Annotated in this window: 17 protein-coding genes and 1 tRNA gene; 6 read left to right on the top strand and 12 right to left on the bottom strand. The window is 47.0% G+C overall.

Annotated features, from left to right (window positions below):
- The first annotated feature begins 2 nt into the window (after nucleotides 1–2).
- On the top strand, nucleotides 3–2,531 hold the full coding sequence (locus ABW391_RS01585) for an FdhF/YdeP family oxidoreductase (protein WP_353480055.1): 2,529 nt from the start codon (nucleotides 3–5) through the stop codon (nucleotides 2,529–2,531).
- A 64-nt stretch (nucleotides 2,532–2,595) separates the two neighbouring features.
- Here ABW391_RS01585 and ABW391_RS01580 read toward each other — a convergent pair whose 3' ends face one another.
- Nucleotides 2,596–6,177, bottom strand: coding sequence for a T9SS-dependent M36 family metallopeptidase (locus tag ABW391_RS01580; protein ID WP_353480054.1), 3,582 nt, complete (start codon nucleotides 6,175–6,177; stop codon nucleotides 2,596–2,598).
- A gap of 151 nt (nucleotides 6,178–6,328) precedes the next feature.
- Between ABW391_RS01580 and rlmB the strand changes: the two genes are divergently transcribed.
- The gene (gene rlmB, locus ABW391_RS01575) at nucleotides 6,329–7,075 is read left to right on the top strand and encodes a 23S rRNA (guanosine(2251)-2'-O)-methyltransferase RlmB (protein WP_353480053.1); all 747 of its coding nucleotides are present in this window, start codon (nucleotides 6,329–6,331) and stop codon (nucleotides 7,073–7,075) included.
- Nucleotides 7,076–7,155: 80 nt separating this feature from the next.
- Here rlmB and ABW391_RS01570 read toward each other — a convergent pair whose 3' ends face one another.
- On the bottom strand, nucleotides 7,156–7,893 hold the full coding sequence (locus ABW391_RS01570; protein ID WP_353480052.1) for a S24 family peptidase: 738 nt from the start codon (nucleotides 7,891–7,893) through the stop codon (nucleotides 7,156–7,158).
- A gap of 153 nt (nucleotides 7,894–8,046) precedes the next feature.
- Here ABW391_RS01570 and ABW391_RS01565 point away from each other — a divergent pair, with 153 nt between their 5' ends.
- A complete protein-coding gene (locus ABW391_RS01565) occupies nucleotides 8,047–10,539 on the top strand; it encodes an FtsK/SpoIIIE family DNA translocase (protein ID WP_353480051.1) in 2,493 nt (830 codons plus the stop codon).
- 98 nt (nucleotides 10,540–10,637) lie between these two features.
- On the opposite strand, the gene ABW391_RS01560 is transcribed toward ABW391_RS01565, so the two are convergent.
- The 10 genes from ABW391_RS01560 to ABW391_RS01515 form a co-directional block, all read right to left on the bottom strand.
- Nucleotides 10,638–11,228, bottom strand: coding sequence for an ATP-binding cassette domain-containing protein (locus ABW391_RS01560; protein WP_353480050.1), 591 nt, complete (start codon nucleotides 11,226–11,228; stop codon nucleotides 10,638–10,640).
- Nucleotide 11,229: 1 nt separating this feature from the next.
- Nucleotides 11,230–11,655, bottom strand: coding sequence for a FecCD family ABC transporter permease (locus tag ABW391_RS01555; protein ID WP_353480049.1), 426 nt, complete (start codon nucleotides 11,653–11,655; stop codon nucleotides 11,230–11,232).
- A gap of 156 nt (nucleotides 11,656–11,811) precedes the next feature.
- Entirely contained in the window at nucleotides 11,812–14,220 is a 2,409-nt protein-coding gene (locus ABW391_RS01550) for a TonB-dependent receptor (protein WP_353480048.1), read from the bottom strand.
- Nucleotides 14,221–14,347: 127 nt separating this feature from the next.
- On the bottom strand, nucleotides 14,348–14,890 hold the full coding sequence (locus tag ABW391_RS01545) for a hypothetical protein (protein WP_353480047.1): 543 nt from the start codon (nucleotides 14,888–14,890) through the stop codon (nucleotides 14,348–14,350).
- Nucleotides 14,891–15,239: 349 nt separating this feature from the next.
- Nucleotides 15,240–15,312: transfer RNA gene (locus tag ABW391_RS01540), tRNA-Thr, on the bottom strand.
- Between the two features lie 80 nt (nucleotides 15,313–15,392).
- Nucleotides 15,393–16,610, bottom strand: a complete 1,218-nt coding sequence (locus tag ABW391_RS01535; RefSeq protein ID WP_353480046.1) for a TPM domain-containing protein — start codon at nucleotides 16,608–16,610, stop codon at nucleotides 15,393–15,395.
- Between the two features lie 170 nt (nucleotides 16,611–16,780).
- Nucleotides 16,781–17,197 carry a molybdenum cofactor biosynthesis protein MoaE gene (locus ABW391_RS01530; RefSeq protein ID WP_353480045.1) on the bottom strand — a complete coding sequence of 139 codons (417 nt, stop codon included), beginning with the start codon at nucleotides 17,195–17,197 and terminating at the stop codon, nucleotides 16,781–16,783.
- 6 nt (nucleotides 17,198–17,203) lie between these two features.
- Nucleotides 17,204–18,181, bottom strand: coding sequence for a succinylglutamate desuccinylase/aspartoacylase family protein (locus tag ABW391_RS01525; RefSeq protein WP_353480044.1), 978 nt, complete (start codon nucleotides 18,179–18,181; stop codon nucleotides 17,204–17,206).
- A complete protein-coding gene (locus ABW391_RS01520) occupies nucleotides 18,178–19,641 on the bottom strand; it encodes an ATP-grasp domain-containing protein (RefSeq protein WP_353480043.1) in 1,464 nt (487 codons plus the stop codon). Before ABW391_RS01520 ends, ABW391_RS01525 begins: the two co-directional genes overlap by 4 nt.
- A 109-nt stretch (nucleotides 19,642–19,750) precedes the next feature.
- Nucleotides 19,751–19,915 (bottom strand): hypothetical protein, encoded by a 165-nt coding sequence (locus ABW391_RS01515; RefSeq protein ID WP_353480042.1) that lies wholly within the window; start codon nucleotides 19,913–19,915, stop codon nucleotides 19,751–19,753.
- Between the two features lie 435 nt (nucleotides 19,916–20,350).
- On the opposite strand from ABW391_RS01515, the gene ABW391_RS01510 reads away from it, so the two are divergent.
- The 3 genes from ABW391_RS01510 to ABW391_RS01500 all read left to right on the top strand — a co-directional run bounded on the left by ABW391_RS01510 (nucleotide 20,351) and on the right by ABW391_RS01500 (nucleotide 22,917).
- Nucleotides 20,351–21,124 (top strand): L-fucose dehydrogenase, encoded by a 774-nt coding sequence (locus ABW391_RS01510; protein ID WP_353480041.1) that lies wholly within the window; start codon nucleotides 20,351–20,353, stop codon nucleotides 21,122–21,124.
- Nucleotides 21,125–21,202: 78 nt separating this feature from the next.
- A complete protein-coding gene (fucP, locus tag ABW391_RS01505; protein ID WP_353480040.1) occupies nucleotides 21,203–22,447 on the top strand; it encodes an L-fucose:H+ symporter permease in 1,245 nt (414 codons plus the stop codon).
- A 131-nt stretch (nucleotides 22,448–22,578) separates the two neighbouring features.
- Entirely contained in the window at nucleotides 22,579–22,917 is a 339-nt protein-coding gene (locus tag ABW391_RS01500) for an L-rhamnose mutarotase (RefSeq protein ID WP_353480039.1), read from the top strand.
- Nucleotides 22,918–23,038 lie beyond the last annotated feature (121 nt).

Genomic DNA, 23,038 nt, shown 5'->3' with positions numbered 1-23,038 from the left:
CAATGAAGGAAAATACCAAAAAGAGCAGAACGAAAAAGGAGAAAGCACCTGTTGTTGATCCTCCCGTTGCCAAAAGCAAGGGAAAAGCAAAAGGGAAAGACATCACTGTCGATCCCCCGATGGCCAAAAACACCGAGAAGGTGAAAGGGAAAGACGTCATTGTTGATCCTCCCAAAGCCAAAAGCACTGGGAAAGCCAAAGGGAAAGACATCATTGTGATTGATTCCAATGAAAATACCGGAGCGCAACCGCCTGAATCATTTACAGGAATCCGTAAGCGCAGCCCGAAAACCAAAGCAGCGGGCTTGCCCGCCATCAGCAGCTCACTTCGACATGCCCGCAAGTACATGCGGCCAGGTGAAGCGCTCAAAGTCATGTTCAAACTCAATCAAAAAGGAGGCATCGATTGCCCAGGATGCGCCTGGCCTGATCCTGATGACGATCGGTCTCGCCTTGGAGAATATTGCGAAAATGGCATCAAAGCCATCGCCGAAGAAGCACAACGCAAAAGCATTGGTGCAGATTTTTTTGCGCAGCACAGTATTGCTGAACTGCTCCAGCTTTCGGATTTTGAATTGGGAAAAAAAGGCCGCCTGGCCGAACCACTCGTATTGCGTGCTGGCGCCAGTCACTACGCGCCGATTTCCTGGGAAGCTGCTTTCCAATTGATTGCAACAGAACTCAATGCCCTCAAATCCGCCAATGAGGCCATTTTTTATACCTCTGGCCGCACCAGCAACGAAGCGGCATTTTTGTACCAGCTCTTTGTTCGGGCTTTTGGTACCAATAACCTGCCCGATTGCTCCAACATGTGCCATGAATCTTCTGGCAAAGCCCTCAGCACCACTTTGGGCACGGGCAAAGGCTCCGTTACCCTCGAAGATTTTGACCATGCCGACCTGGTGATTATTCTGGGGCAAAATCCAGGAACCAACCACCCGCGAATGCTCTCAGCCTTGGAGCGTTGCAAAGAAAAAGGCGGCCAAATTATTGCCATTAATCCCCTCAAGGAAGCTGGTTTAACCAGGTTTGTTAACCCTCAGCGGCCATCAAAAATCTTGAATGGTGGAACTAAGTTAGCGGATTTGTACCTCCAGGTCAAAATCAATGGCGATGTGGCCTTACTCAAAGCCATCATGTCGATGCTCCTTTTTCAAGAAAAACAGGAATTGGGCGACATCTTTGACATGGAGTTCATCACCAATCATACCGATGGATACGAAGCTTTCGCTAAACACCTCCAGCAATTTGACTTTCGGGAATTGGAAGAAGCCTGTGGCATCCCCCGCGGGCAGATTCGCAAGGCCGCTCGGTTGATCAAAAAATCCAAACGCATCATTGCCTGCTGGGCGATGGGGCTTACCCAGCATGAAAACGCAGTAGACAATATTCGGGAAGTGATCAATCTGCTCTTGCTCAAAGGCAGCATTGGCATTCAGGGTGGAGGCACATGCCCGGTGCGTGGGCACAGCAATGTGCAAGGAGATCGCACCATGGGCATTTGGGAAACCCCCAAGAAAGAATTTTTGGACAAACAGGAAGAAGTAGTGGGCATTAAAATGCCCCGCAAAGAAGGTTTTGCTACCGTTGACGCGATACAGGCCATGTACCACCAAAAGGCCAAGGTGTTTTTTGCACTGGGGGGGAACTTCCTCTCCGCCACTCCGGATACCGAAGTTACGGCACAAGCCTTGCGCAATTGCAATCTGACGGTTCAGGTTTCTACCAAACTCAACCGCAGTCATTTGGTGCATGGCAAACAGGCACTGATTCTGCCTTGCCTTGGTCGCACCGATCGGGATGAACAAGAGAGCGGAGAACAGTTTGTCAGTACCGAAAACTCAATGAGCGTTGTACAAATGTCCAAAGGTATCCTCGAGCCTTGTTCGGATGCATTGTTGAGTGAACCCGCAATTGTGGCCGGTTTGGCCAAAGCCACTCTGGGCAATAAAAGTAAAATCGACTGGGAAAACCTACTCAGCAACTACGACAACATCCGCGATTTGATTGAAAAAGTTATTCCTGAATTTGAAAATTACAACGAACGGGTGCGAGAACCAGGTGGATTTTACTTGCCCAATCCAAATCGGGAGCAAAAATTCGATACCGAAGACGGCAAAGCCCACTTTAGCCTCACCGAATTGCCCCGCATCCCACTGCAATCCGATCAATACCTGATGATGACCATCCGTACACACGATCAATTCAATACCACCATTTATGGTTTGGACGATCGCTACCGGGGCATTTACAATGAGCGTCGGGTGATTTTGATGAACCAGGCAGATATGGAAACTGCCAACCTGAAGGCGGGAGAATTACTGGATTTGGTCAGTGAATACGATGGCCAACAGCGGGTTGCGCGTAAATTTATTGCAGTAGCTTACGATATACCGTCACAATGCGTGGCCACCTATTTCCCTGAGGCCAATGTGCTGATTCCGGTCAACAAATTTGCGCGGGAAAGCAAAACGCCGATTTCAAAATCTGTGGTCATACGGGTGCGCAAGCACGAAGAAGGATACAAATAGCAAAGGTTCAAGGGCATGTCTCCCTTGAACCTTTGCTATTTGTAGTTCCACCCTTTTGCCAGGATTAAAACTTCACTACTTTTTCTACATGATTCAATCCTGCGCCTTTCACCTGCATCAGGTAAATTCCCGCCGGAAGGCCAGATAGATCAAAAGAAAGTAGGCGACTATCGTCATTGCGATTGGACATCATTTGCGTTTGCAGCACTCTGCCATCCATACTCAATAAATTTGCACTGGATTGTCCTGAAGGTAATCCTTCCAATTGCACGTTGATGCGCTCATTGGTTGGATTGGGATAGATGGCCATGCGGGTACGCCCTTGCAAATCTCGGGTAGAAGTAGTCAAGCCAGGCTCAACCAATGCCCCTTTTGAAGGTGCTTTGGCGCAAACTTTATCCCCCTCCGCTGTAGTGAGGCATACCTGTCCATCGTAATTGACCAGATCCATAAACTCAATGTTGTCAATTGTCCAGTTTTTTGAACGTGCAGGGCCATTGGCGGGATCATCATTGGAACCAAACCTGAAACGCACTTGAATTTTTTGCCCCAGGTATTTACCAAGATTGACGTAAGTAGGAATGTATTCGCCAGTTGTACCTGAAAAGCCACGTAGTTTGGGAATCGAAAAGGTAATGTAAGTAACAAGGCGCGTATAACCATTGCGGAATATCAAGCTATCGGGAACGTACTCCCAGCTACCGCCTCCATTGGTGCTTACCTCAACGATGCCGGCATCAAGGGCAGTTTCGATGCTGTAATTCTGGTAGAAGCGCAAAACCGGCTGTTTCCCGCTGACCAAGATGGGGTCTTTTAAATACAAAGCTTGATCGACGGAAGTTTTCCCTCCCGGAACTGTCCAGGCTTTGGTTCCTTTATAGGGGTTACTGGTCGTAATGCGAAAAGTATCTTGCCCTTCCAACGATGTTTTCTGCCACATGCTATTTATTCCTTCCACATCATCGATGACCTGGCGAATCGAAGGTTTGCTGCGGTTGCTTACGGCCAGGTATCGGATGATTTTACTCCCTCCAGCAGCCAAAGTTCCCAATTCAAAAGTGGCAATACCGCTATTAACAGAAGTCTTGATGGATCCTACTACGGATGCTGGAATCAAATTAAGGCCATTGGGCAATTCGTCATTGAGCACGACATTGGTAACTGGCGTGGTTTTGTGGTTGTACACCAGCAAATTGACACTAAGCGTATCACCCGCCTTAACGATGCCATTTACTGTTTTTTGCACCTTAAGCGTTCTGAGGCATTCGGGGCGGGTATCAAATGCCTGAAGACCGTCATTCCGATCGGCTGTACTACCCTGATCGGCACTCCAACCCAGGCCACGGCGTGCAAAAACCTCCCAAATCAAGCACTCATTCGCACCGCCATTGTTGGCTGCATCAGCAGCGATGATCGCATCTCTGCCATCCACAAATCCTGGGCTACAAGTCTGCAATTTCAGACCATCCATTACCAATTGTATCGCGATGTTGTTGCCTCCTTTACCCCGGTAAAGATCTGCGTCCCAACCGTATTTGTCTACCAAAGCCCAGTAAAGATCCCACAACGTAGTGGCCCAGATTTCGCCTACCGGGTGTGGTGCACTGGTTCCAATGATGTCGTCGTAGGTTTGGGCATTCACTTTTAGATCGGTAGAATAAGGTGCGCGGCGGATACCAGTGCCATCCAGCCCTTCGTACAACACGTAATTTCCAATTCCTCGGGCCAATTTTCCATTTTGACCAGGCTTGACGGTGGTAACGAGAGCAAAAAAGTCGCTCCAGCCCTCACCCATTTGTTCGTCGTTGTTCAAGCAAGTTGACACAGATGGCCCTCCGGTAAGGCGAATGGAAACACCGTGACCAAATTCATGTGCGACAATGCCGTTGTCGAAGCTGGCATCCAGCGAGTCTGGGCCTAAATTGGCCGGAGCAACCAACGTAAGTTGTACTTTTTCCCTATTGCTCAGTGCCTGTTTCATCAGTTCACAATCTCCCGAACGCATGCCAACTACAGGTATGGTTACACCCGTTAAGGTAGGATCATCCCCCAAACCAGCAGGCAAGGTATTCTCAAAATTACAGACCACACAAGCAATCGCTCCCGCCAATTGAGCATTGAGGGTTTTGCGTTCAAAGGTGCAGGTACCCCGGTCAATGAGTACAATTTTATTTTTCAGATTGCCTGGGTTCAATAAAGTTTGACACCCCAGATTAGCACTGGTGCTACCATCCAAGCCCACCGCAATTTCAGCAGTTATTGGTGTAGTGGTCAAGCGTTTGCCAAAACTTGCGGCCCGTACTGGGTATTTTCCAGCAATCCCCGCCGGAGATTCAATGAAGGCATTTCCACCAGAAGTATTCCAGATGAACATTTGCATGCGGCCAGGAGCACCGTCTACCCCTGCCCCAAAATTGGCGTTGTTGATATCGGTTCCATCTTGTGCTTCCGACAAAACAGCGTCAGATGCACGGCCACCTTTTCCGTAATTGTTTTGCTGAAAATTGCCCGCTGCTTCCGTGAACCCATATTTGTAGCTGAAGTCATGCAAAATGTTGTTCATGTAAAACAACTGCGTGATGGCGGCAGCACGAGATGAATTGGGTTCTTGCTCGGAATTGAATGGATAATTGAACGCCAGTTTAGCTCCTCCATTGGGGACAACGGTGGTATCAGGACGATTGTCGGCATTTTGATCCAGGTAGCTATAGGTATTGTTGCCACGGGTGATGGTATATTCTGCACCAGGCAAACCATTGGTATCGTGCCAGCCATAAGGAGAGGCATCAGGGTCTGCTGGACTGGTCATTATTTTGCGTACGCCGTGCAAAGGGCTTTCTACCGGTACGGGAAACACGTTGTAGGTGGCACCATCAGCAACTGGGGTAAGAATTTCCTCTGTTTCAGGCGTTTGAAGGGGCATACTCATGCGCTCCAAACCAGCCTCTTGCAAGCATTCATCAGAGATGAGCTGCGCAGAATGGTTGTGTCCCGGAAAAGTACAAGAAATCGTATGGTTGACTTTTTCAAGCACCACGCCAGTAAGGGCATCTACAAATGACATCCATTGATCAGCGCTGCGTGGATCATGAATTTCCATCACCCAGCACAAGCGCAAGCGGCCGCTGGCACTCGGATGGTACATTAAATACGCAGGGATGTTTTCGCGCGAAAGATTGCCCCCTGCAAATTCTGCTGAAGTATTTTTTTCGGAACGAAGAATCTGGATATTTTTGCTTTTTTCATTTAACCCTAAATCATCGGCTGCGCGCAGCAAAGCTTTTTCGGGCTTGATGCCCGGCTGAATGGCATTCACTCTGGAGGCAATATCCACGATGAATCGGTTGGCAGTATAAAAGACTTTACCATCCTTGATGTGTATACCACTGATGGCGTTGTACACTTCAATTCCTTCATGAGTCTGGGCAAAATAGATGTGCGTAATACCATTGTGTTCACTTTGGTATTCATTGCTCACTGTAAGACCTTGAATATCTTCTGGAGTGAGTTTCAATTGATCGGCATGCTGTTGTATGTACAATTTAGCCAAAGTTGAGCCTTCTATTTGCTGAGCCTGTGCATTAAAGCACCCGAGCATAAAGGCCAAAAGAGCAAAGGGGGAAAAAAAGGCGGAAATTTTCTTCATTTGAAATTTTGTTAAATTCGATCCGTAAAGTCTCAAAAATAATTAAAACAACTTGGCTTGATACGGAGAAAGAAGTCTATTTGTTCTGCGGAAAGATTAAAAAGTAGTTAATTTGTCAGTCATATGGCCAAAAGCTGGTAACCTTCAATCAATGATGCCTGAAAAGCAATCTGAAATAGTGTACGGACGCCATCCCGTAGTAGACGCCATCAAATCAGGATGGACGGTGGATAAAGTGGTGATGCAACAAGGCATTCGAGGTGAATTTGAAAAGGAGATCCGTCACCTTACCAAAGAATATGAAGTTCCTTTGCAAGTAGTACCCAAAGAACGCCTCAATAAATTGGTAGGAGGCAATCACCAAGGAGTAGTTGCATTCATATCTCCCATTCCTTTTCAAAGGTTGGAAGATATCCTCCCTGATGTTTTTGAAAAAGGGCAAAATCCTCTAATTGTATTGTTGGATGGGATCACAGATGTGCGCAATTTTGGCGCCATAGGTCGATCTGCCGAAGTATTTGGGGCGCATGCCCTGGTCATTTCAAGCAAAAAAAGCGCACAAGTGAACGCAGAAGCAGTTAAAACCTCTGCCGGAGCGTTGACAATTATTCCAGTATGCCGGGAAAAAAGCATGGTAGGAGCCATTGAGTTGCTCAAACTTTCTGGCGTAAAAGTGTATGTGAGTGATCTGAATGCAAAAGCCTCACTCTCAGAAATGGATTGGACTATCCCCGTAGCCTTGGTAATTGGATCAGAATCAGAAGGCATCACCTCTGCGGTAGCCGCATTGGCAGACAATCGATTCATCATTCCACAATTGGGACAAACCGATTCATTAAATGCCTCAGTTGCAGCAGGCATTATATTGTATGAAGCGACCAGACAAAGGCATCTTTGATGGATGGGGTTTTTAGGTTTGAGTTCATGCAATTTAACATCCGTTGTGCAAAATTGAGCAAACTCAAACCTAAAACTTCACTAGTCCAGTTCGCTGATTTTGCGGATAACCTGGTACAAGCGAGTATGCTCGTTGACGTCTTCTACGAAGGGATCGTGCTCCAGGTGGTTGGCAGAAATGAGTTTCAATCTGGTAACCCGGCCATTGCGGTCGGTGATCTTTTGTACGTGTTTCACCCAAATGTTGCCATTGTGTTTTACGGAATAGATTTTATTGTCCCGTACTTCACTCATGCTTTGGATTTCCCGACAAATGACTACATCTCCGTTAGAAATGATGGGTTCCATACTGTTTCCTTTAATGGGAAAAGCAACCAAACCACCACCGGCCAAACCAGGGATGTTAAAATAATCGATATCTTCAACAGCCCAACCATCTTTACCGACAGTTGAACCGGCAAAAGCTTCTTCTGATGTAAACAAAATATTGCCTACTTTGAGGCTTGTTTCATCTGCGGGCGAAGGCTTTGGTAAATCAAAGCCGAAAGGAGTTCCGACCCCGTCAATGAGGTACGATTCATTGACTCCGTATTCACGGCAGAGTGTTCGCGCATGGCGATAGTCAAGGCAGCGCTTGTCATCGGGATTGAGAAATGCCCTGATGATGTGGCCATAGGCGCGATTTCCGAGGATTTTGAGGGCAAAGTCACCAATACCTTTGCCGCTTCGGTCGTTGGGTTGAATGTCTCCGCGCTCTACCAGCAGGTCAAACACCTTGCGGAAACGCTCATTCAACGATATACGATCTTCACGAATCATGGAGTGTGATTTAATTCTTAAATTAAAAGTGCCGAATTAGGTGCAAGGTAAACAAAAAATTGTTGCCAACAAATATTTGCAAGACATTTTTTTTTGTTGAAATAGGAGTATTTTTGCTCGAACCCTGTCGAAAGCAAACGACGGTTATTAATTATGGCGGCAAAAAAGAAAAAAGGACAACTTTCTCTTCGATTTACGGAAGATGAGCGCATCCCTAAATTAGCTGGGGTGCTATTGTTGTTTTTTGCCCTTTATCTATTCATTGCCTTTACTTCGTACTTGTTTACCTGGCATATAGATCAAGATCGGGTACTGCGTTTTTCGTGGCAATTATTATTGGATGGGCGATATGAAATGGCCAACTGGCTGGGGCGCTTGGGGGCGATTCTGTCCAACTTTTTCTTTTATTACTTATTCGGGCTTCCTTCGTTCTTGCTCGTTTACTTACTGGTCTTAATGGGCAGTGCATTTATTCGGCGGATTCCCTTGTATCGATTTACCAGTCGTTTTCGCTATACGGTCATTCTGATTTTTTTCTTATCCGTGATTTTTGAGTTTTTGTTTGGCACCTTTGGTTTCCCCTGGGGTGGTGCATTGGGCGATACAGTCAATCAATGGTTGTTCAGCTTTGTAGGCACGGCAGGACAAATCGTCCTTTTTGGCAGTATTGCTTTTGGATTGGTGGTCTGGCGTTTCAACCCCAACTTTGATCAATTGTCTTTTGGACAGGCCATGCAAGAAATTTACTATTACTTTGAGGCTTTATTTCAAGGTAAATTGTTTCGACGCGCCAAACCAACGGATTTGCGGGAAGCCCAATCCAAACTCCGCCCAGGACCAAAGGCAAAACGGGTCAATTCGGGAACCAATGCTGCGGAAGCGAGCGAAGATGAAGAAGAAGAAATCGACATTGACATCCCCGCTTTGCCCGCTAACCTGGAGCAAGGTGCCCAGTTGGCTTTTGATTTGAATCGCGCCAATCGCCCTCCGGTGGCGAATACTCCTGGGGATTTAGAGCTGGAAATGGGCTACAGTGCCCCCGATGAGCGCCCACCCCTGGTTGAAAATGCCCCTGACCTCAACCTGCAACCGATCGATCTGGCGCAGGAAGAAAACCCCGATCACAGTGAACCTTATGACCCAACGCTGGATTTGTCTTCGTACGAGCACCCTGTTTTGGCGTTGCTCAACGACTATTCCGATCAAAAGGTAGAAATCGATCGGGAGGAATTGGAAGCCAATAAGGACCAAATCATCGAGACCTTATTGCATTACAAGATTGAAATCACCAAAATTCGGGCCACCATCGGGCCAACGGTAACCTTATATGAGATCATTCCGGCGCCCGGGGTGCGGATTTCCCGCATCAAAAACCTGGAAGACGATATTGCCCTGAGCCTTTCGGCCTTAGGTATCCGCATCATTGCCCCGATCCCCGGTAAAGGCACCATCGGGATTGAAGTACCCAACAAGAAGAAACAGATCGTTTCGATGAAAGAGGTACTGATGCACGAAAAATTCAAGAAAGCCAAAATGGATTTGCCCATTGCTTTTGGAAAAACCATCTCCAATGAAGTGTTTGTGGCCGACCTGGCCAAAATGCCCCACTTGCTGGTAGCTGGGGCCACTGGACAAGGAAAATCGGTAGGGATCAACTCCATCCTGGTGTCGCTTTTGTACAAAAAGCACCCATCCCAAGTCAAATTGGTGCTGATCGACCCCAAAAAAGTGGAGCTTTTCCCCTACAGCAAAATCGACAATCACTTCCTGGCCTTTTTGCCCAACCAGGATGAACCCATCATTACGGATACGACCAAGGTAATCCATACCCTCAACTCGCTGTGTATTGAGATGGACAACCGTTACGACCTGCTCAAGAAAGCTTCGGCACGCAACATTCGGGAATACAACGACAAATTTGTTGAACGCCGCCTCAACCCTCAAAAAGGACACAAGTTTTTGCCCTTCATCGTGCTGGTGATTGACGAGTTTGCGGATTTGATCATGACCGCAGGCAAAGAGGTAGAACTTCCCATCGGGCGATTGGCACAGTTGGCGCGTGCAGTAGGGATTCATCTCGTGATTGCCACCCAGCGGCCTTCGGTCAACATCATCACGGGGGTGATCAAGGCAAACTTCCCGGCACGGATTGGCTATAAGGTAACTTCAAAAATCGACTCCAGAACCATTCTGGACGCTGGAGGAGCAGAGCAATTGATCGGTAGAGGGGATATGCTGCTCTCCATTGGTGGGGAAATGATTCGCTTGCAAGGCGCCTTCATCGATACGCCGGAAGTAGAAAATGTCATCGACTTCATTGCCAAACAACAAGGGTATCCCGAACCCTATTTCTTGCCCGAATATTATGGCGACGACGAACCACCGGGCAAAACCGAACTCAAATACGCCGAACTGGACGAAATGTTTGAGGATTCGGCGCGCCTCATCGTACAAAGTCAACACGGCTCAACATCCATGATTCAGCGCCGGCTCAAACTGGGCTACAACCGCGCTGGCCGCATCATGGATCAATTGGAAGCGACTGGCATTGTTGGCCCGAGCGAAGGCAGCAAAGCCCGGGAGGTGTTGATTTACGACGAAAGCGAACTGGAACGGTTTTTGGCGGATTTACGGACTAAAAAGTGATCAAGGTATTGACTTGCTTTTTTTACCTTTAAAGAGACGAAAACTTGTGCTAGCAGGTGGGTTAAATTCCAGCTTGCTAGCTTTAAGTGCTGAAACCCTTAAAAAAACAAATGCAAGTTTCCCTCTTCCTTTCGAATCACTGGCTCCAGGCGGTAAGCCGTGCGGATGTGTTCCGCAGTAAGGGGTTCGTCCAGGATCAGGTAGCGAAACCCAGTAGAGGCAGGGTACCAGATTTGCGCGGCTACCCGCGCAAAATGAGTCCGCTGTTTTTCTCCGCCACTGAGCGTATTGTAATTTCGATCAGTCATTTCCCACACATCAAAAAAGCGCATGGCGGCTTCGCAGGCAGATTCGTCTTTGGTACTCGGTGTGCCAGCAAAATGGGGATACCGCCCCATCATCACCACTTCCGCAACCGATAAAGGGAAGGCCAGCTCAATGTTTTGGGACAATACCGCCCGCATGCGTGCCAGCGCGGCTACTGAAAGCTGAGTTGCCTTGGTATCGCCATAATACACGGCCCCTGATTCGGGTTTGATTTGCTGACAAAGCGCTTTGATCAAGGTGGTTTTACCGGCGCCATTGGGGCCAATGATCAGGTTGAGTCCACCAGGAGAAAAACTTACCGAGACATCGTCCAATAATTTTTTCCCGCGAATACCATAAGTGAGGTGAGTTGCACGCAACATGTCAGTTGAACATTTTTTTGGTTCTCAAAAGCAACAAAAATACCGGAACGCCTACCAAAGAGGTAACGATGCCAATGGGCAATTCCGCTGGTCGAAGCAACATGCGTGCCAATAGATCGGCCACACTGAGCATGATTGCGCCCAGTAGGGCACTGTTTCGAATCAAATACCGATGGTCTGAACCGTGCAGCATGCGCAACAAATGCGGTACCACCAGCCCAACAAAACCGATCACCCCCACAAATGCAGTTGCCACAGCAATCATCGCCACATTGATCACCAGGACATTTCTTTTCAGGTTTCGCACATTGACCCCTAAGAACATCGCTTCTTCTTCCCCAATCATCAAGGCATTGAGGTGCTTGGCGTAACGCAGCGCGAAAGCCAGGCACAATATCACAAGAAAAAAAGACCAGGAGCAAACCAAGTATGGCGCAAAAAATTACTTCCCGATTTTTTGAGGGGCTTTTGAATAGGAAGCTCACTTGAAATGAACCGTTCGACTTCCTATTCAAAACCCAAAATCGGGAAGTTAATTTTTCTGCGTTGCCAAAATGATCAATAGGTTCTTCATGGCTTGAGTTTAAAGGATGTATTTGACTTGCAAGCCGCCAAAGAAATTGGATTTGTTGGGGCCAGGCAGGTACGCATCGGGCAGTTGATTCAAGAACACCATGTTGTAGTACTGCTGCCCTGAAATGTTGTTGGCACCCGCATAAACATTCAACCCAAGATGGGTGCCAATGGGATACTGGAAACCAACTTTTGCATTGAGCAAGCTGTAAGCTGCCGTTTTGTTGACGTTGTCGGAAGTGTAGTACATCGGATCCCGGTAAGAATAAGTCATGTTGGCGTACAAGCCAGCTTTGGTTTCCAGATCAAAACCCAGGTTGAAAGTTACCGGAGGGACACCCGCTACGGTTTTATTGCTGAAATCTACCTCGGTAATCGATTTTCGATCTGAACTCAACTGCTGGAATTTAAAGTCTTCATATTTGAAGTTGGAGTAAGTGAAATTCGCAAAGGGACTCAATGATTTCAAAAATCCGGTCTCTGACTTGACCACCACGGCACGCAATGCAATTTCAATACCTTGATTTTTTTGCTGTCCACCATTGACTACATACACGTACGAAGTGGCGGTATTTCTGGCATTGGGTACAGCAACGGTAGTCATCTTGTTGGAGAAAATAGCCGAGAAACCCGCAATTTGATAGGTAAAACGGTCATTCCACAACGAACCTTTGGTACCGATTTCGTACTGTGTACCAATCTCTGGTTTCAAACCACGCACCACTTCGCCGGTAACCGGGATGAAGAAATACGAACTAACCGGAGCTTTGTAGCCTTTGCTGTAAGAGGCATAAACCGACACCCGCTTGGACAAAACCTTATTGAGGGTAAAGCGGGGAGAAAACAGGTTGTTGTACTCCGCTTTGTATTGCGAGGGTTTGTTTGTACCATTCGGATTACGGGGATTGTTGTTGTTGGCTACATAAAAACGGTCATTCAGTTCGATGCCCATCACACTGTACCCCAAACCCGCCGATAAGGAGAAATCAGCAGGCAAAGTGAGTGTCCATTCAGAAAAAGCTGAAATGGTGCGAGAAATGGTGTATTGGTTGCTACGCAAAGTTCCGATGATGTTGTAACCTGTCAGGTTGAAACTGTCGGCAATCATGGGATAACCCAGCGTTTGGGCATTTTGAATTTGACCTTCCGCTCCAGTGATTCCGGTCAGGGTCAAACCTTTTCCGATACTGAATTTGGTATCAAAAGTAGAACGGAATCCGTAGTTTACTGAGGACTTATCGGTCCAACCGCCCGCTGAGCTGACATTGCTGATCAAACCTGTGCCAAACAGGGCAGTGGTATTGGCAATTTTTTGGTTGAAACGATAGGTCTGGCTTACACCAGTTCTAAAAGTAGTCACATTGGAATGGGCGTTGTTTTTGATGTAGGCAGGGTTGCCAGAGTAGTCAAAAGTCTCGTACTGTTGCTTGGTCAATTCACCGTTGCGTTGGTCGTAGCTATTGCTGAAACCAAAATAAGTATTGATCGATTGCTTGCTGTTGGGGTGGAATTCACCCAGCGCATTCACAAAGTCCTTGTTTGAAGCGGTATGCTTCATGAAGCCATCATAGGTTTGCCGGCCATAATTGACCAGAAAAGAAGCACGCTCTTTGGCAATCTGCAAATGGGTAGTGTACCGACGCAGGCCATAACTGCCCACCAATAGGTCTTGCCCAAAAGAACTTTGCCCAGGAGTAGGTTTGATGGTGTTCAAATTCACAACCCCGGCAATGGCCAATCCGTATAGTGAGCCAGCCGGGCCTTTTACCACTTCTACGTTGCCGATAGAACCAAAATCGATGTCGTCCATCAGCGTGATGCCCTCCGCATCGGTAAGTGGAATGCCATTGAGGTACACTTTACTGCCCTGGCCATCGAAGTTGCTGTTGACTCCGTTGGTACCGCGTGCGCCATTGCCATAACCCCGGATGTTGAATTGTTGACCCGCCGAGAAGGTTCTGCGTTCCATGAATACCCCGGGAATATTGACGTTTATTGCGTCATCGAGCAGAAGGCCTGTGCTGCGCTTGATTTCCGTTTCCCCCAGTTTGGCGATCGAAAATGGCTGATACAGCACCGATTTATTCAAACTTGATGTAGCGGTGATCTCAACGGTATTGAGGTCGCTCGCCGAAAGTTCCAAGGAAAAATTCACGGCTTCACCACAATTCTTTACCTGACGACGCTCGGTTTCATAACCGATGAAGGAAACCGAAAGCTCCAAAGCCCCATTGCAGGGTACTGCAAAATTTCCATTTTGATCGGTGATGGTACCACCTCCGCCAGTTATTTGAACGTTTGCTCCAGCCAAAGGAGCATTGGTTGCTGCATCCAAAACTTTTCCTCGAAGTTGAGTTGTTTGTGCAGCCATAGAAAACGCAAAACAAAGGAAAATCAAGAGTACAAAAATATTTTTCATGTTGAATTTTATTGAAATGAGCAATAGCATAAAGGAGATACCTCTGAGCATTGCAAATGCCAGAAGACCTTTATTACAGCAATTAGAGAGCGCTGGAATAAGACTCTCGGAAACAAAAAATGAAAGACTACATAGAAAAAACCGGATTCAATTCGGGAGGTGGAATGTGTTGTGCCAGAGAAGGCGATGTGTAGTGGAAAAGAAAATCCCAGGATAGTTTTTTATCCCCAAAAACCGCCTTTGCTGTTTTGGGTAAACAGGTTATTAAAGGTTCGGCAGGAAACAATTGAAAAGGATGGGCAAACGAGGCTTTGTTGTGCCGCATTGGCATGCCCCCTTTTTTTACAAATTTGTCCAGTTCGGCATAAAGTGAGGTCTCTTTGTGATCGGCAATGCAAGTGTACATCACCACCCCAGAGGCGAGCTTTTTTTTGCTGACTACATCAAACATCAAGCCCCGGTAACTGAATTCGCGCTGGTGTTTCCAATGAATTAAGTGGGCATTTTCAGCGGTTACAGTAACCGTATACAAATCTTTGGTAGGATGAGTGGAAATGAGTTCCTGCACTTCGCGCCATACTTTAAAGCGCTGAAGTTCAAACTTCAAGAACGGCCCGATGCTGTTGAAGACAAAAACAACCAGTAAAAAAACAGCCTCGAATTTCTTCATACCTCCATTTTGCGGTAGAAAGGTAACAAGATTGCTGAAATAATTGCAAGGTTCTAAAAAGGATGAGAAAAAATGGTCATAAGATGCCTATTGGAGTAAGTTTTGCATGACGGAGAAACGACAGCTGTGTTATGGTAAAATTAATTAAACGTTCTATTTTTAAACCTACTTGCCTAACATTTCCTTGAACGTATTCACGATATAAGGAAACAAAGCTGGGTTTTGGTCTTGATGTGCAAGATTGAGCATAAAGTAAAAGCTTTCTTTCAGGATTATTTGATGCTCGTACAGCTCGGTTGGAAGTTGATTACAAATTAGCATTTTTCCTTTGACAAACAAAGCCCCTTTGAGCCGCCCAAGGGACTCGAACCCTCGACCTACGCATTACGAATGCGTTGCTCTACCAGCTGAGCTAGAGCGGCTGAACAATTTTACTGGAAAACAAAGATAAAACAAATGAAATCAAAAGTCAAGAAAAAGCTACTTTTTAAGGGAAAATAGCTTACCAGCTAACGCCTGCGCCGCCGCCGCCAGAAGAGCCACCGCCCCAACTGCCACCCCCACTGCTGCTGCCACCGCCACCAGAAGAACTACGGGTAAGCATGGGCAGACTGACCCGTTTCACGTCATGGTAGTTGCAGCTTTTGCACTCATTGACTACTTCTTTGAGACCACCAGAGGTATAAGTGGGAGAAATGATGGTTTTGCTTTGCGAGTTGTAATAGGTGATGTAATTGCACTTGGGGCAACGCCGATATTTGAGGGAATTTTTGCCGTAGCGTAAGATCAGGATATCATCGGCGTCGTTGTCGTTGGCCCATACGTCGTAGTCAGCTACGCCAATCTCTTCTTCGGTGATATGACCTTTATCCAGGTATTTGTCTTCTTCGCTTTCGGGAATGAGCCGCAATTCATACCCCGTTTTTTTGCTGAAGCGCTTGCCGTACCTCAGCGCTTTCATTTTGCGCCCGACAAACCACCAAATGAAAATGTACGGAATGGGAAAAAGTAGGAGTAAGCCCCATTTTCTGGTTTTGCGCAGTGCCATGTATTTGTTGTAAGCATCCTCTTTGTTGTTGAGGCTGCTGTACAAAAAGACCAGCGCAATGATATTAAAGAGGCCATTGAAAATGGAGTGGCCAAACAACACCGTCCACCATCCGCCGCCATTGCTGGTTTTGGCCGTTTGATCTTCAATTTCTTCAATATTGTTGGGGTTTTCCAGGATGTATTTGAACTTGTTTACTGCTGCGATCAAACCAGTGCCATACTTTTTTTGCTGAAAATAAGGCACCAATTCTTGCATGCCCACCCGGTAACAGATGGCATCAGGAAGGACACTTTCTGTACCCAATCCGGTTTCAAATTCGGTGCGGTGCTGATCCATTACAGTCAGAATCAACAATCCATTGTCTTTTTCGGCAGTACCGATGCCCCATTTGTTGAAGAGGCGGGTGGCAAATTCTTTGGGATTGTCTTCACCAATCGAAGCGAGCACCACCACGGCTACCTGGGCCGTACTGGAGTCTTCGAGGGCATTGATTAGTTTGTCCAACACCGCTTCATCGGAAGCGGAAATGAAATCATCCGGGTCGCTGACGCTGCTGTTCTTTGATTTGGGGTCGGGTACCTGGTCTACGGTATACGTTTTCCCCGTTTTTTGGCCATAAAGGAAAGAGATGGAACAAATCAGGACAAGGGCAAGGTATAAATGGCGCATGGCGTTGCAGCGTTTTTTGAGTAAATGAAGAGTTTGGCTTTGGAACCGAAAGCACTCGAAAAATTCGGCTCAATATCGCGATTTTCTGACAATTGTAGTTCGCTTATTCGACGCAAGAAATGATTCTCAGGGTGAATCAATGAATGGGCGGGGAATTGTTCAAGTGCTGCTTAAGGATGAGCAGCGACCCAAACCTCGCCGTCTTCAAAAATTTCCTTCTTCCAAATCGGTACACTTTCTTTTAATGTATCGATGGCAAATTGACACGCTTCGAAAGCAGCTTTGCGGTGCGGGGTAGCAACGGCGATGATCACCGCGATTTCACCAACTTCCAGGCTACCCACCCGGTGGTGAATTACAACATGGTGCGCTTGCCAACGCTCTTCGACTTCCGCAGCAATCTTGCGCATTTCTGATACCGCCATTGGGGCATAAGCTTCAAATTCCAGTCGAAGGACTTTGCGTCCCTGGGTTTGATCGCGGACTGTACCGATGAATACCGTACTACCGCCTGAGCCAGCATGAGCCGCCAGGTCAATGCATTCTTGCGGAGACAGGGGGCTATCATTGAGTTGGACGTGGAGCATGGGCTGTTAAATTACTCCTAGATGAATGATTCGCCCTCCGGTCTGGTTGATTGGGTCAACACTTTTGCCAATCACGATGCCATTTTCGGGAGCGGTATATTCTTTGATGACGTCTCCGAAGATATTGCGCAGGGTAGCGATGGTTTCCCCGGCGTAGACCAATTCGCCTACATTGGGCGCAACCGTGAGAATTCCTCCCGAGTCGGACTGAATCCAGTACGAATTTTTGCAAATATAGGGCCGTGCTTCGGGCAGTTCGATGGCTCCTTCCACCATTTGCAATTGGCGCAAGAGGTTGTAGATGCCCGTAAGCCCCGAACGCAGAAAACCTTTGTGAAAAGTGTGTGGGCTGCCTACTTCCAGCGTAATCGCATAAATGCCCAGTGAATCGGCAGCACCGCGCAGTGAACCGTCCGAAGGCAAGCTGTGTACAATCACCTGGGTGTTTTGCAAAATGGCCATTTCGCGGCAAGTGGTATCTTCGAGGTCTGCCCGAATGTAATGGGCGTTGACCCTGCCGAAACCAGCGGTATGAAGATCGAGTAAGTAATCAAAATAACGGACAATGCGATCAACCAGGCGGAAAGCGTAAACCTGACTGTTGTTGCCATCGGCACGACCAGGCATGACCCGATTGAGGTCGACACCATCAATAAAATTGCGTTCTTTGACCAGCAACGATGGAATGTTGATCACTGGTACACCTACCACAATTCCAGACAAATCCTCTAGTGAAATTTCCTGAAACAAGCGCTGTATCAGCGGAATACCATTGATTTCATTGCCGCGAATGGCTGCGGTGATGCCCAATACCGGGCCATCTTTGCGCCCTCGCGCTACAATGACCGGAATGTAAACGGGCATGCCCATACCGTCCGAAATGAGGTGCAACCAGAAACGGCGAATGGTACCTTTGGGTACATTGCCCAAATCGAGGCGCCGGATAACCTCTGTTGTTGTATCGGTATGAGAAAATGGATTCATAGCGTAATCTCTTCAATCAAGGATGGATCATTGTTAATCGATTTGAACAGTTTCATGCGAAACTTCCCCTGGCTATTCACCAAAGTTTGCGCCATTTTATCAATGGCAACGGTAGAAAGCACAGTCTGGATATAGGCTTCAATGAGGTCGTCCAAACCAATCCCCAATTTATTAAAATCCCGGCGATCCATCAGCACCAATCTGCTGGTATCACTGTCCCAGGTGCCATCTGGATTTTTGATCGAGAGGTTTGTACCCAACATGTCCCAGGATTGACTGCCATCTTCGATTTGATCCTCCAGGGGTTTGCGGGCCCGGCGTGCGTACGCACAAATGGGGAGGATTCCTGTTTCGGTAGAACTCACCATCATGCGCAAATCGGCAACATAGGTCTTGCCATTGGCTGTTGGAATGGTGCCAACGTGATAAAGCTTACCAGAAGAGGTTGTAGAACTCCAATTGTAATTGCCAATCAAGCTTTGCACAATGAAACAGTCGTATTTAAAATCTTCCGCCATGAATTTGGCCAATTCTGCTTCGGTTACAATGGTGTATACCCCTTGCCCGGCGTTGCTGTAGGGGACTTTCACCACCGCTTGGCCCCCCATTTCGGCTACTTTTTTAGGAATGTCTTCTTTGCTTACATCCCAAACCGTTTGAGGAGTATTGATCCGCAGGCCTTTATCTTCCCATTCTTCATTGAATAGCTCGTAAGCTTTGGCCGCCATCATTTTATTGCGGCCTCCAGCCAGGCAAGCCACTACCGGATTGAATATTCTGGTTTTGGTATGCAACGGTACACTGTACCAGGGGCGTTGGGTAACATACCGGAATGCTGCGCGGATCAGGTGCCATTCGTTGGCTTCGTCACGGACTTCCATTTGGGCATCCTGATTGAAACGCACGGGCATATCGGGGTCTTCGCTGAAAAACGGGACAAAAAAAACATCTTCCTTCATCACGTCGGCAATCACGGCTGCATAACCTGAAGCTTCCATGTGGTTTTTATCGTACAAAACGGCCAGTGCTCCATGCAAGCCAGGTGTTTTCTTTTGCAAAAAAGGCTTAAAAGTGCGCTCGATGAGCAAACGGTAGCCACCTTGCTCTTGATGATCATCGGTAAGTGGCATGGATTTTTGACCTGAAGGGCAGGAGTTGTTTTCGATGATGACCATTTGGCGGCGAGCCGAGGCGGAAGTTACATTGAGCAAATCAGCCCCTGCCCAAAGAAAATATTTGCATTTGTAATCAAGCAATTCTGCCAGGGCATCTGCTTTTACAACCGGATGAAGGTGACAGTATCGGCTGATCATTCTTTCTCGACTCAGGTTGAGAAAGAAATTTACCATCGGATGGATCGTTGCATTGAGTGCCTTAGGGTACCAATGACGGTGCGCTTCAAATTCTCCAGGATGAACGCGCTTTGCCGATTTGGGCGGCATAACTTCTGAGAGGTTCATTGGTACAGATGTTGATGGTGTTAACTGGGGAGAAAAGTACACAGAAAAATCAAAAAGTCAAGGGTCATTTGGTATGCTGAACAAAAGATGACAAATGACCCTTGAATGGTTAGTTGTCGTCGTCGTCGTCTACCTCCAATAGCCATTTTTTTGGGTTATTGTATTTAGGCTTTTCCTTGGAAGTGCCCATGTTCTTCTTGGTCTTGTCCTTGACAAACTCGGTGTCATCGTACTGACGACCTGTACTTTTTTTCTTAGGTTTTTCTTTTTTCATGACTCTGCGGATTTACGGCAAAAGAGCAAGGCGGATCATGAGATTTTTACGCCTGCTGCTTTGCTCCAGCACAGATTTTGGTGAAACAATATTAGTAGTAGGGCAAAAATAAGTGTTCATTTTTCCTGAGCCAGAGGATTAGATAAGATACTTGAAATGAACCGTTTACTGATCTAATCCTCTGGCAAAATGAACACTTATTTTTTTTCGCCCCTAAGTCGCGTCCAAAAGTCAATGAAAAGATAAAGGGCAATTTTATTTTTTGCAAGAGTTGAGGCTGAAAAATTGTAAAATCCAACAGAATAAGGTCTTTTTTGTGTCCAAAAGCCAAATAAAACACCTGCATAAAGTGTCTGTTTCCAATTTTTTCAATTTTAGCGTAGCTTTCCCAAAAAATCAATTCTATTTTTACCAAAATTCAAACCTACATCTGCAATGGATTTAGATCTAAAAGATAAAGCCATCATCGTCACGGGCGGAGGGCGCGGTATCGGTGCGGGCATTGTACATGCGCTGGCCCGAGAAGGCGCCATTCCGATCATCATCAGCCGCAGTGCAGAGCACAACGTCGAAACCCTCAAATCCATCAATGGGCAAGGATACCAAATCGCCATGGATTTGAGTGACCCCGCAGCGTGCAAAAGCGCAGTTGAACAAGCGCACAGTATCTTGGGGCACATTGATGGGCTAGTCAACAATGCTGGTGTCAATGATGGCGTGGGCCTGGAAAATGGCAGCTACGAAGGCTTCATCGCCTCTTTGCACAAAAACCTGGTGCATTATTACCTCATGGCCCATTACGCCCTGCCTGCATTAAAAATTTCTCAAGGGCCCATCCTCAACATCACATCAAAAACTGCTGAAACGGGCCAAGGCAATACCTCCGCATATGCAGCTGCCAATGGCGGGCGCAATGCCCTGACCCGCGAATGGGCGGTAGAATTGCTCAAATACGGCATTCGCGTCAACGCGGTAGTAGTGGCGGAATGCATGACTCCCTTGTATGAATCCTGGCTCACCACCCTGTCTGACCCAGAAACCATGCTGGAAAAAATCAAGGACAAAATTCCACTGGGCAAGCGCATGACTACGCAGGAAGAGATTGCCGATATGGTGGTTTTTTTGCTTTCTTCCCGGTCAAGCCACACCACTGGTCAGATCATCCACGTGGACGGAGGGTATGTCCATCTGGATCGAGCATTGCTTTAACCATAAAAACCCACTTCAGGTTACTGAGCGTAGCCGAAGTAACCTGAAAATCAATACCTAAAACTTATCATCTCTGCTATGACAAACAAAATCGCCTCTTACGCACTGTCTTTTGTGCTGGTTACCAGCCTCTTCTTTTTGTGGGCATTTGTGCACAATCTGGAGCCAATTCTGATTCCCCACCTCAAAAAAGCTTGCCAGCTTACCGATTTGCAATCTGCGTTGATTGACTCCGCCGTTTACTTGGGTTATTTTGTCATGGCTATTCCGGCCGGGATTGTGATGAAAAAATATGGTTTTCGCCGAGGCATTATCATTGGGCTATTGCTCTATGCCTTTGGGGCATTTTTGTTTATTCCCGCGGCCAGCACCCGGATGTACATTTTCTTTTTGGGCGCACTGTTTATCATTGCCTCAGGTTGTACTTTTCTGGAAACGGTAGCAAATCCCTATGTCACTTTGTTGGGTACACCCAAAGGAGCCACTACTCGCTTGAATCTAAGTCAGTCTTTCAATGGCTTGGGCGCTTTTGTAGCTCCTATTCTTGGCGGACAATTTATTCTGAGTGGCATCGAATTGACCCAAAGTGAAAAGGCAGCCATGTCCGCAGAGCAGATGAATGCTTATTTGCAAGGGGAAGCCAATACCGTGCAAATTCCCTACCTCATCATTGGGTTAGTGGTATTGTTGGTAGCAGTATTGTTCATTTTTATCCGTACACCTGAACCCGGCGTTAAGGAAGAAGGGACGACCGAGAAACGCAATTTGCTGCATGCCTTGCGTCATGCTCATTTGCGCAATGGGGTTATCGCCCAGTTTTTTTATGTGGGAGCGCAGGTTTGTGTGACCAGTTTTTTCATCCGCTTTGCCAAGTTTTCCAGCGATGTACCCGAGAAATCGGCGGCATTTTGGCTGAGTATGGCCATGTTGGGCTTTATGTTGGGCCGTTTCATCGGCACTTTACTGACTCGATACATTGCGCCCAATCGTTTGCTCACGCTATACTCCATCATTGCAGCAGGACTATTGGGTGTGGCCATTGTGATTGGCTCTGGTGTAGCCATGTGGGCGATTATTTTGGTGCCATTCTTTGAGTCCATTATGTTTCCGACCATCTTTTCACTGGCGATTCAGGATTTGAAAGAAGACACCGAGTTGGGTTCCTCTCTGGTCGTGATGTCGATCGTGGGCGGAGCATTTGCGCCGCTATTGATGGGCTGGATCTCTGATCAGTCAAGCATCCAAGTGGCTTATATTGTGCCGCTGCTTTGCTTATTGGTGGTAACCTGGTTTGGCGCAAGAGGGTATAAAGTTGTAAATTAGCTTTCAGCCATCAGCAGTCAGCCATCAGCTAACGGCAAACAAAGCTGAAAGCTGATGGCTGACTGCTCATAGCTAACTGCTGATTGCTGACGGCTGATAGCTGATTACTCATAGCTCATAACTGACTAAACATGAAAAGATTTTGCCTGGCGCTGGATCTGGTAGATGATCCAGCGCTGATTGCAGCTTACGAAAAATACCATGAACAAATTTGGCCAGAAATAACGGCCAGCATCAAGGATGCCAGGGTACTCGATCTGGAAATCTATCGGATTGGGGTACGCTTATTCATGATATTGGAAGTTTCGGATACCTTCAGTTTTGAGGAAAAAGCCGCCATGGATGCTGCCAACCCCAAAGTACAAGAATGGGAAACGCTGATGTGGAATTACCAGCAGGCCCTGCCTTCGGCCAAGCCGGGCGAAAAATGGCTCTTAATGGATAAGATTTTTGATTTAAAAGCGCAGTAATCAATTTATTTGCTCACCCTTGGTTAAATACAGATTCCTGCCATATCTTAAGAAAATGTTATTCTTCGCATGATCCCCACCAAAAGCACTAGTTTTGTTATTTAAGGAGAGAACATACGAT

The organism is Haliscomenobacter sp. (assembly GCF_040403615.1).
Lineage (GTDB): Bacteria > Bacteroidota > Bacteroidia > Chitinophagales > Saprospiraceae > Haliscomenobacter.
The sequence above is the reverse complement of the archived record's forward strand: the minus strand, read 5'-3'. Positions and strand labels throughout refer to the sequence as shown.

Excerpts from the sequence above, each read along its gene's own strand:
- ABW391_RS01520 (WP_353480043.1), bottom strand. The coding sequence starts at position 19,641 with ATGAACCTCTCAGAAGTTATGCCGCCCAAATCGGCAAAGCGCGTTCAT.
- ABW391_RS01550 (WP_353480048.1), bottom strand. The coding sequence starts at position 14,220 with ATGAAAAATATTTTTGTACTCTTGATTTTCCTTTGTTTTGCGTTTTCT.
- ABW391_RS01565 (WP_353480051.1), top strand. The coding sequence starts at position 8,047 with ATGGCGGCAAAAAAGAAAAAAGGACAACTTTCTCTTCGATTTACGGAA.
- fucP (WP_353480040.1), top strand. The coding sequence starts at position 21,203 with ATGACAAACAAAATCGCCTCTTACGCACTGTCTTTTGTGCTGGTTACC.
- ABW391_RS01535 (WP_353480046.1), bottom strand. The coding sequence starts at position 16,610 with ATGCGCCATTTATACCTTGCCCTTGTCCTGATTTGTTCCATCTCTTTC.
- ABW391_RS01580 (WP_353480054.1), bottom strand. The coding sequence starts at position 6,177 with ATGAAGAAAATTTCCGCCTTTTTTTCCCCCTTTGCTCTTTTGGCCTTT.
- ABW391_RS01510 (WP_353480041.1), top strand. The coding sequence starts at position 20,351 with ATGGATTTAGATCTAAAAGATAAAGCCATCATCGTCACGGGCGGAGGG.
- rlmB (WP_353480053.1), top strand. The coding sequence starts at position 6,329 with ATGATGCCTGAAAAGCAATCTGAAATAGTGTACGGACGCCATCCCGTA.
- ABW391_RS01585 (WP_353480055.1), top strand. The coding sequence starts at position 3 with ATGAAGGAAAATACCAAAAAGAGCAGAACGAAAAAGGAGAAAGCACCT.
- ABW391_RS01500 (WP_353480039.1), top strand. The coding sequence starts at position 22,579 with ATGAAAAGATTTTGCCTGGCGCTGGATCTGGTAGATGATCCAGCGCTG.
- ABW391_RS01515 (WP_353480042.1), bottom strand. The coding sequence starts at position 19,915 with ATGAAAAAAGAAAAACCTAAGAAAAAAAGTACAGGTCGTCAGTACGAT.
- ABW391_RS01545 (WP_353480047.1), bottom strand. The coding sequence starts at position 14,890 with ATGAAGAAATTCGAGGCTGTTTTTTTACTGGTTGTTTTTGTCTTCAAC.
- ABW391_RS01570 (WP_353480052.1), bottom strand. The coding sequence starts at position 7,893 with ATGATTCGTGAAGATCGTATATCGTTGAATGAGCGTTTCCGCAAGGTG.
- ABW391_RS01525 (WP_353480044.1), bottom strand. The coding sequence starts at position 18,181 with ATGAATCCATTTTCTCATACCGATACAACAACAGAGGTTATCCGGCGC.
- ABW391_RS01530 (WP_353480045.1), bottom strand. The coding sequence starts at position 17,197 with ATGCTCCACGTCCAACTCAATGATAGCCCCCTGTCTCCGCAAGAATGC.
- ABW391_RS01560 (WP_353480050.1), bottom strand. The coding sequence starts at position 11,228 with ATGTTGCGTGCAACTCACCTCACTTATGGTATTCGCGGGAAAAAATTA.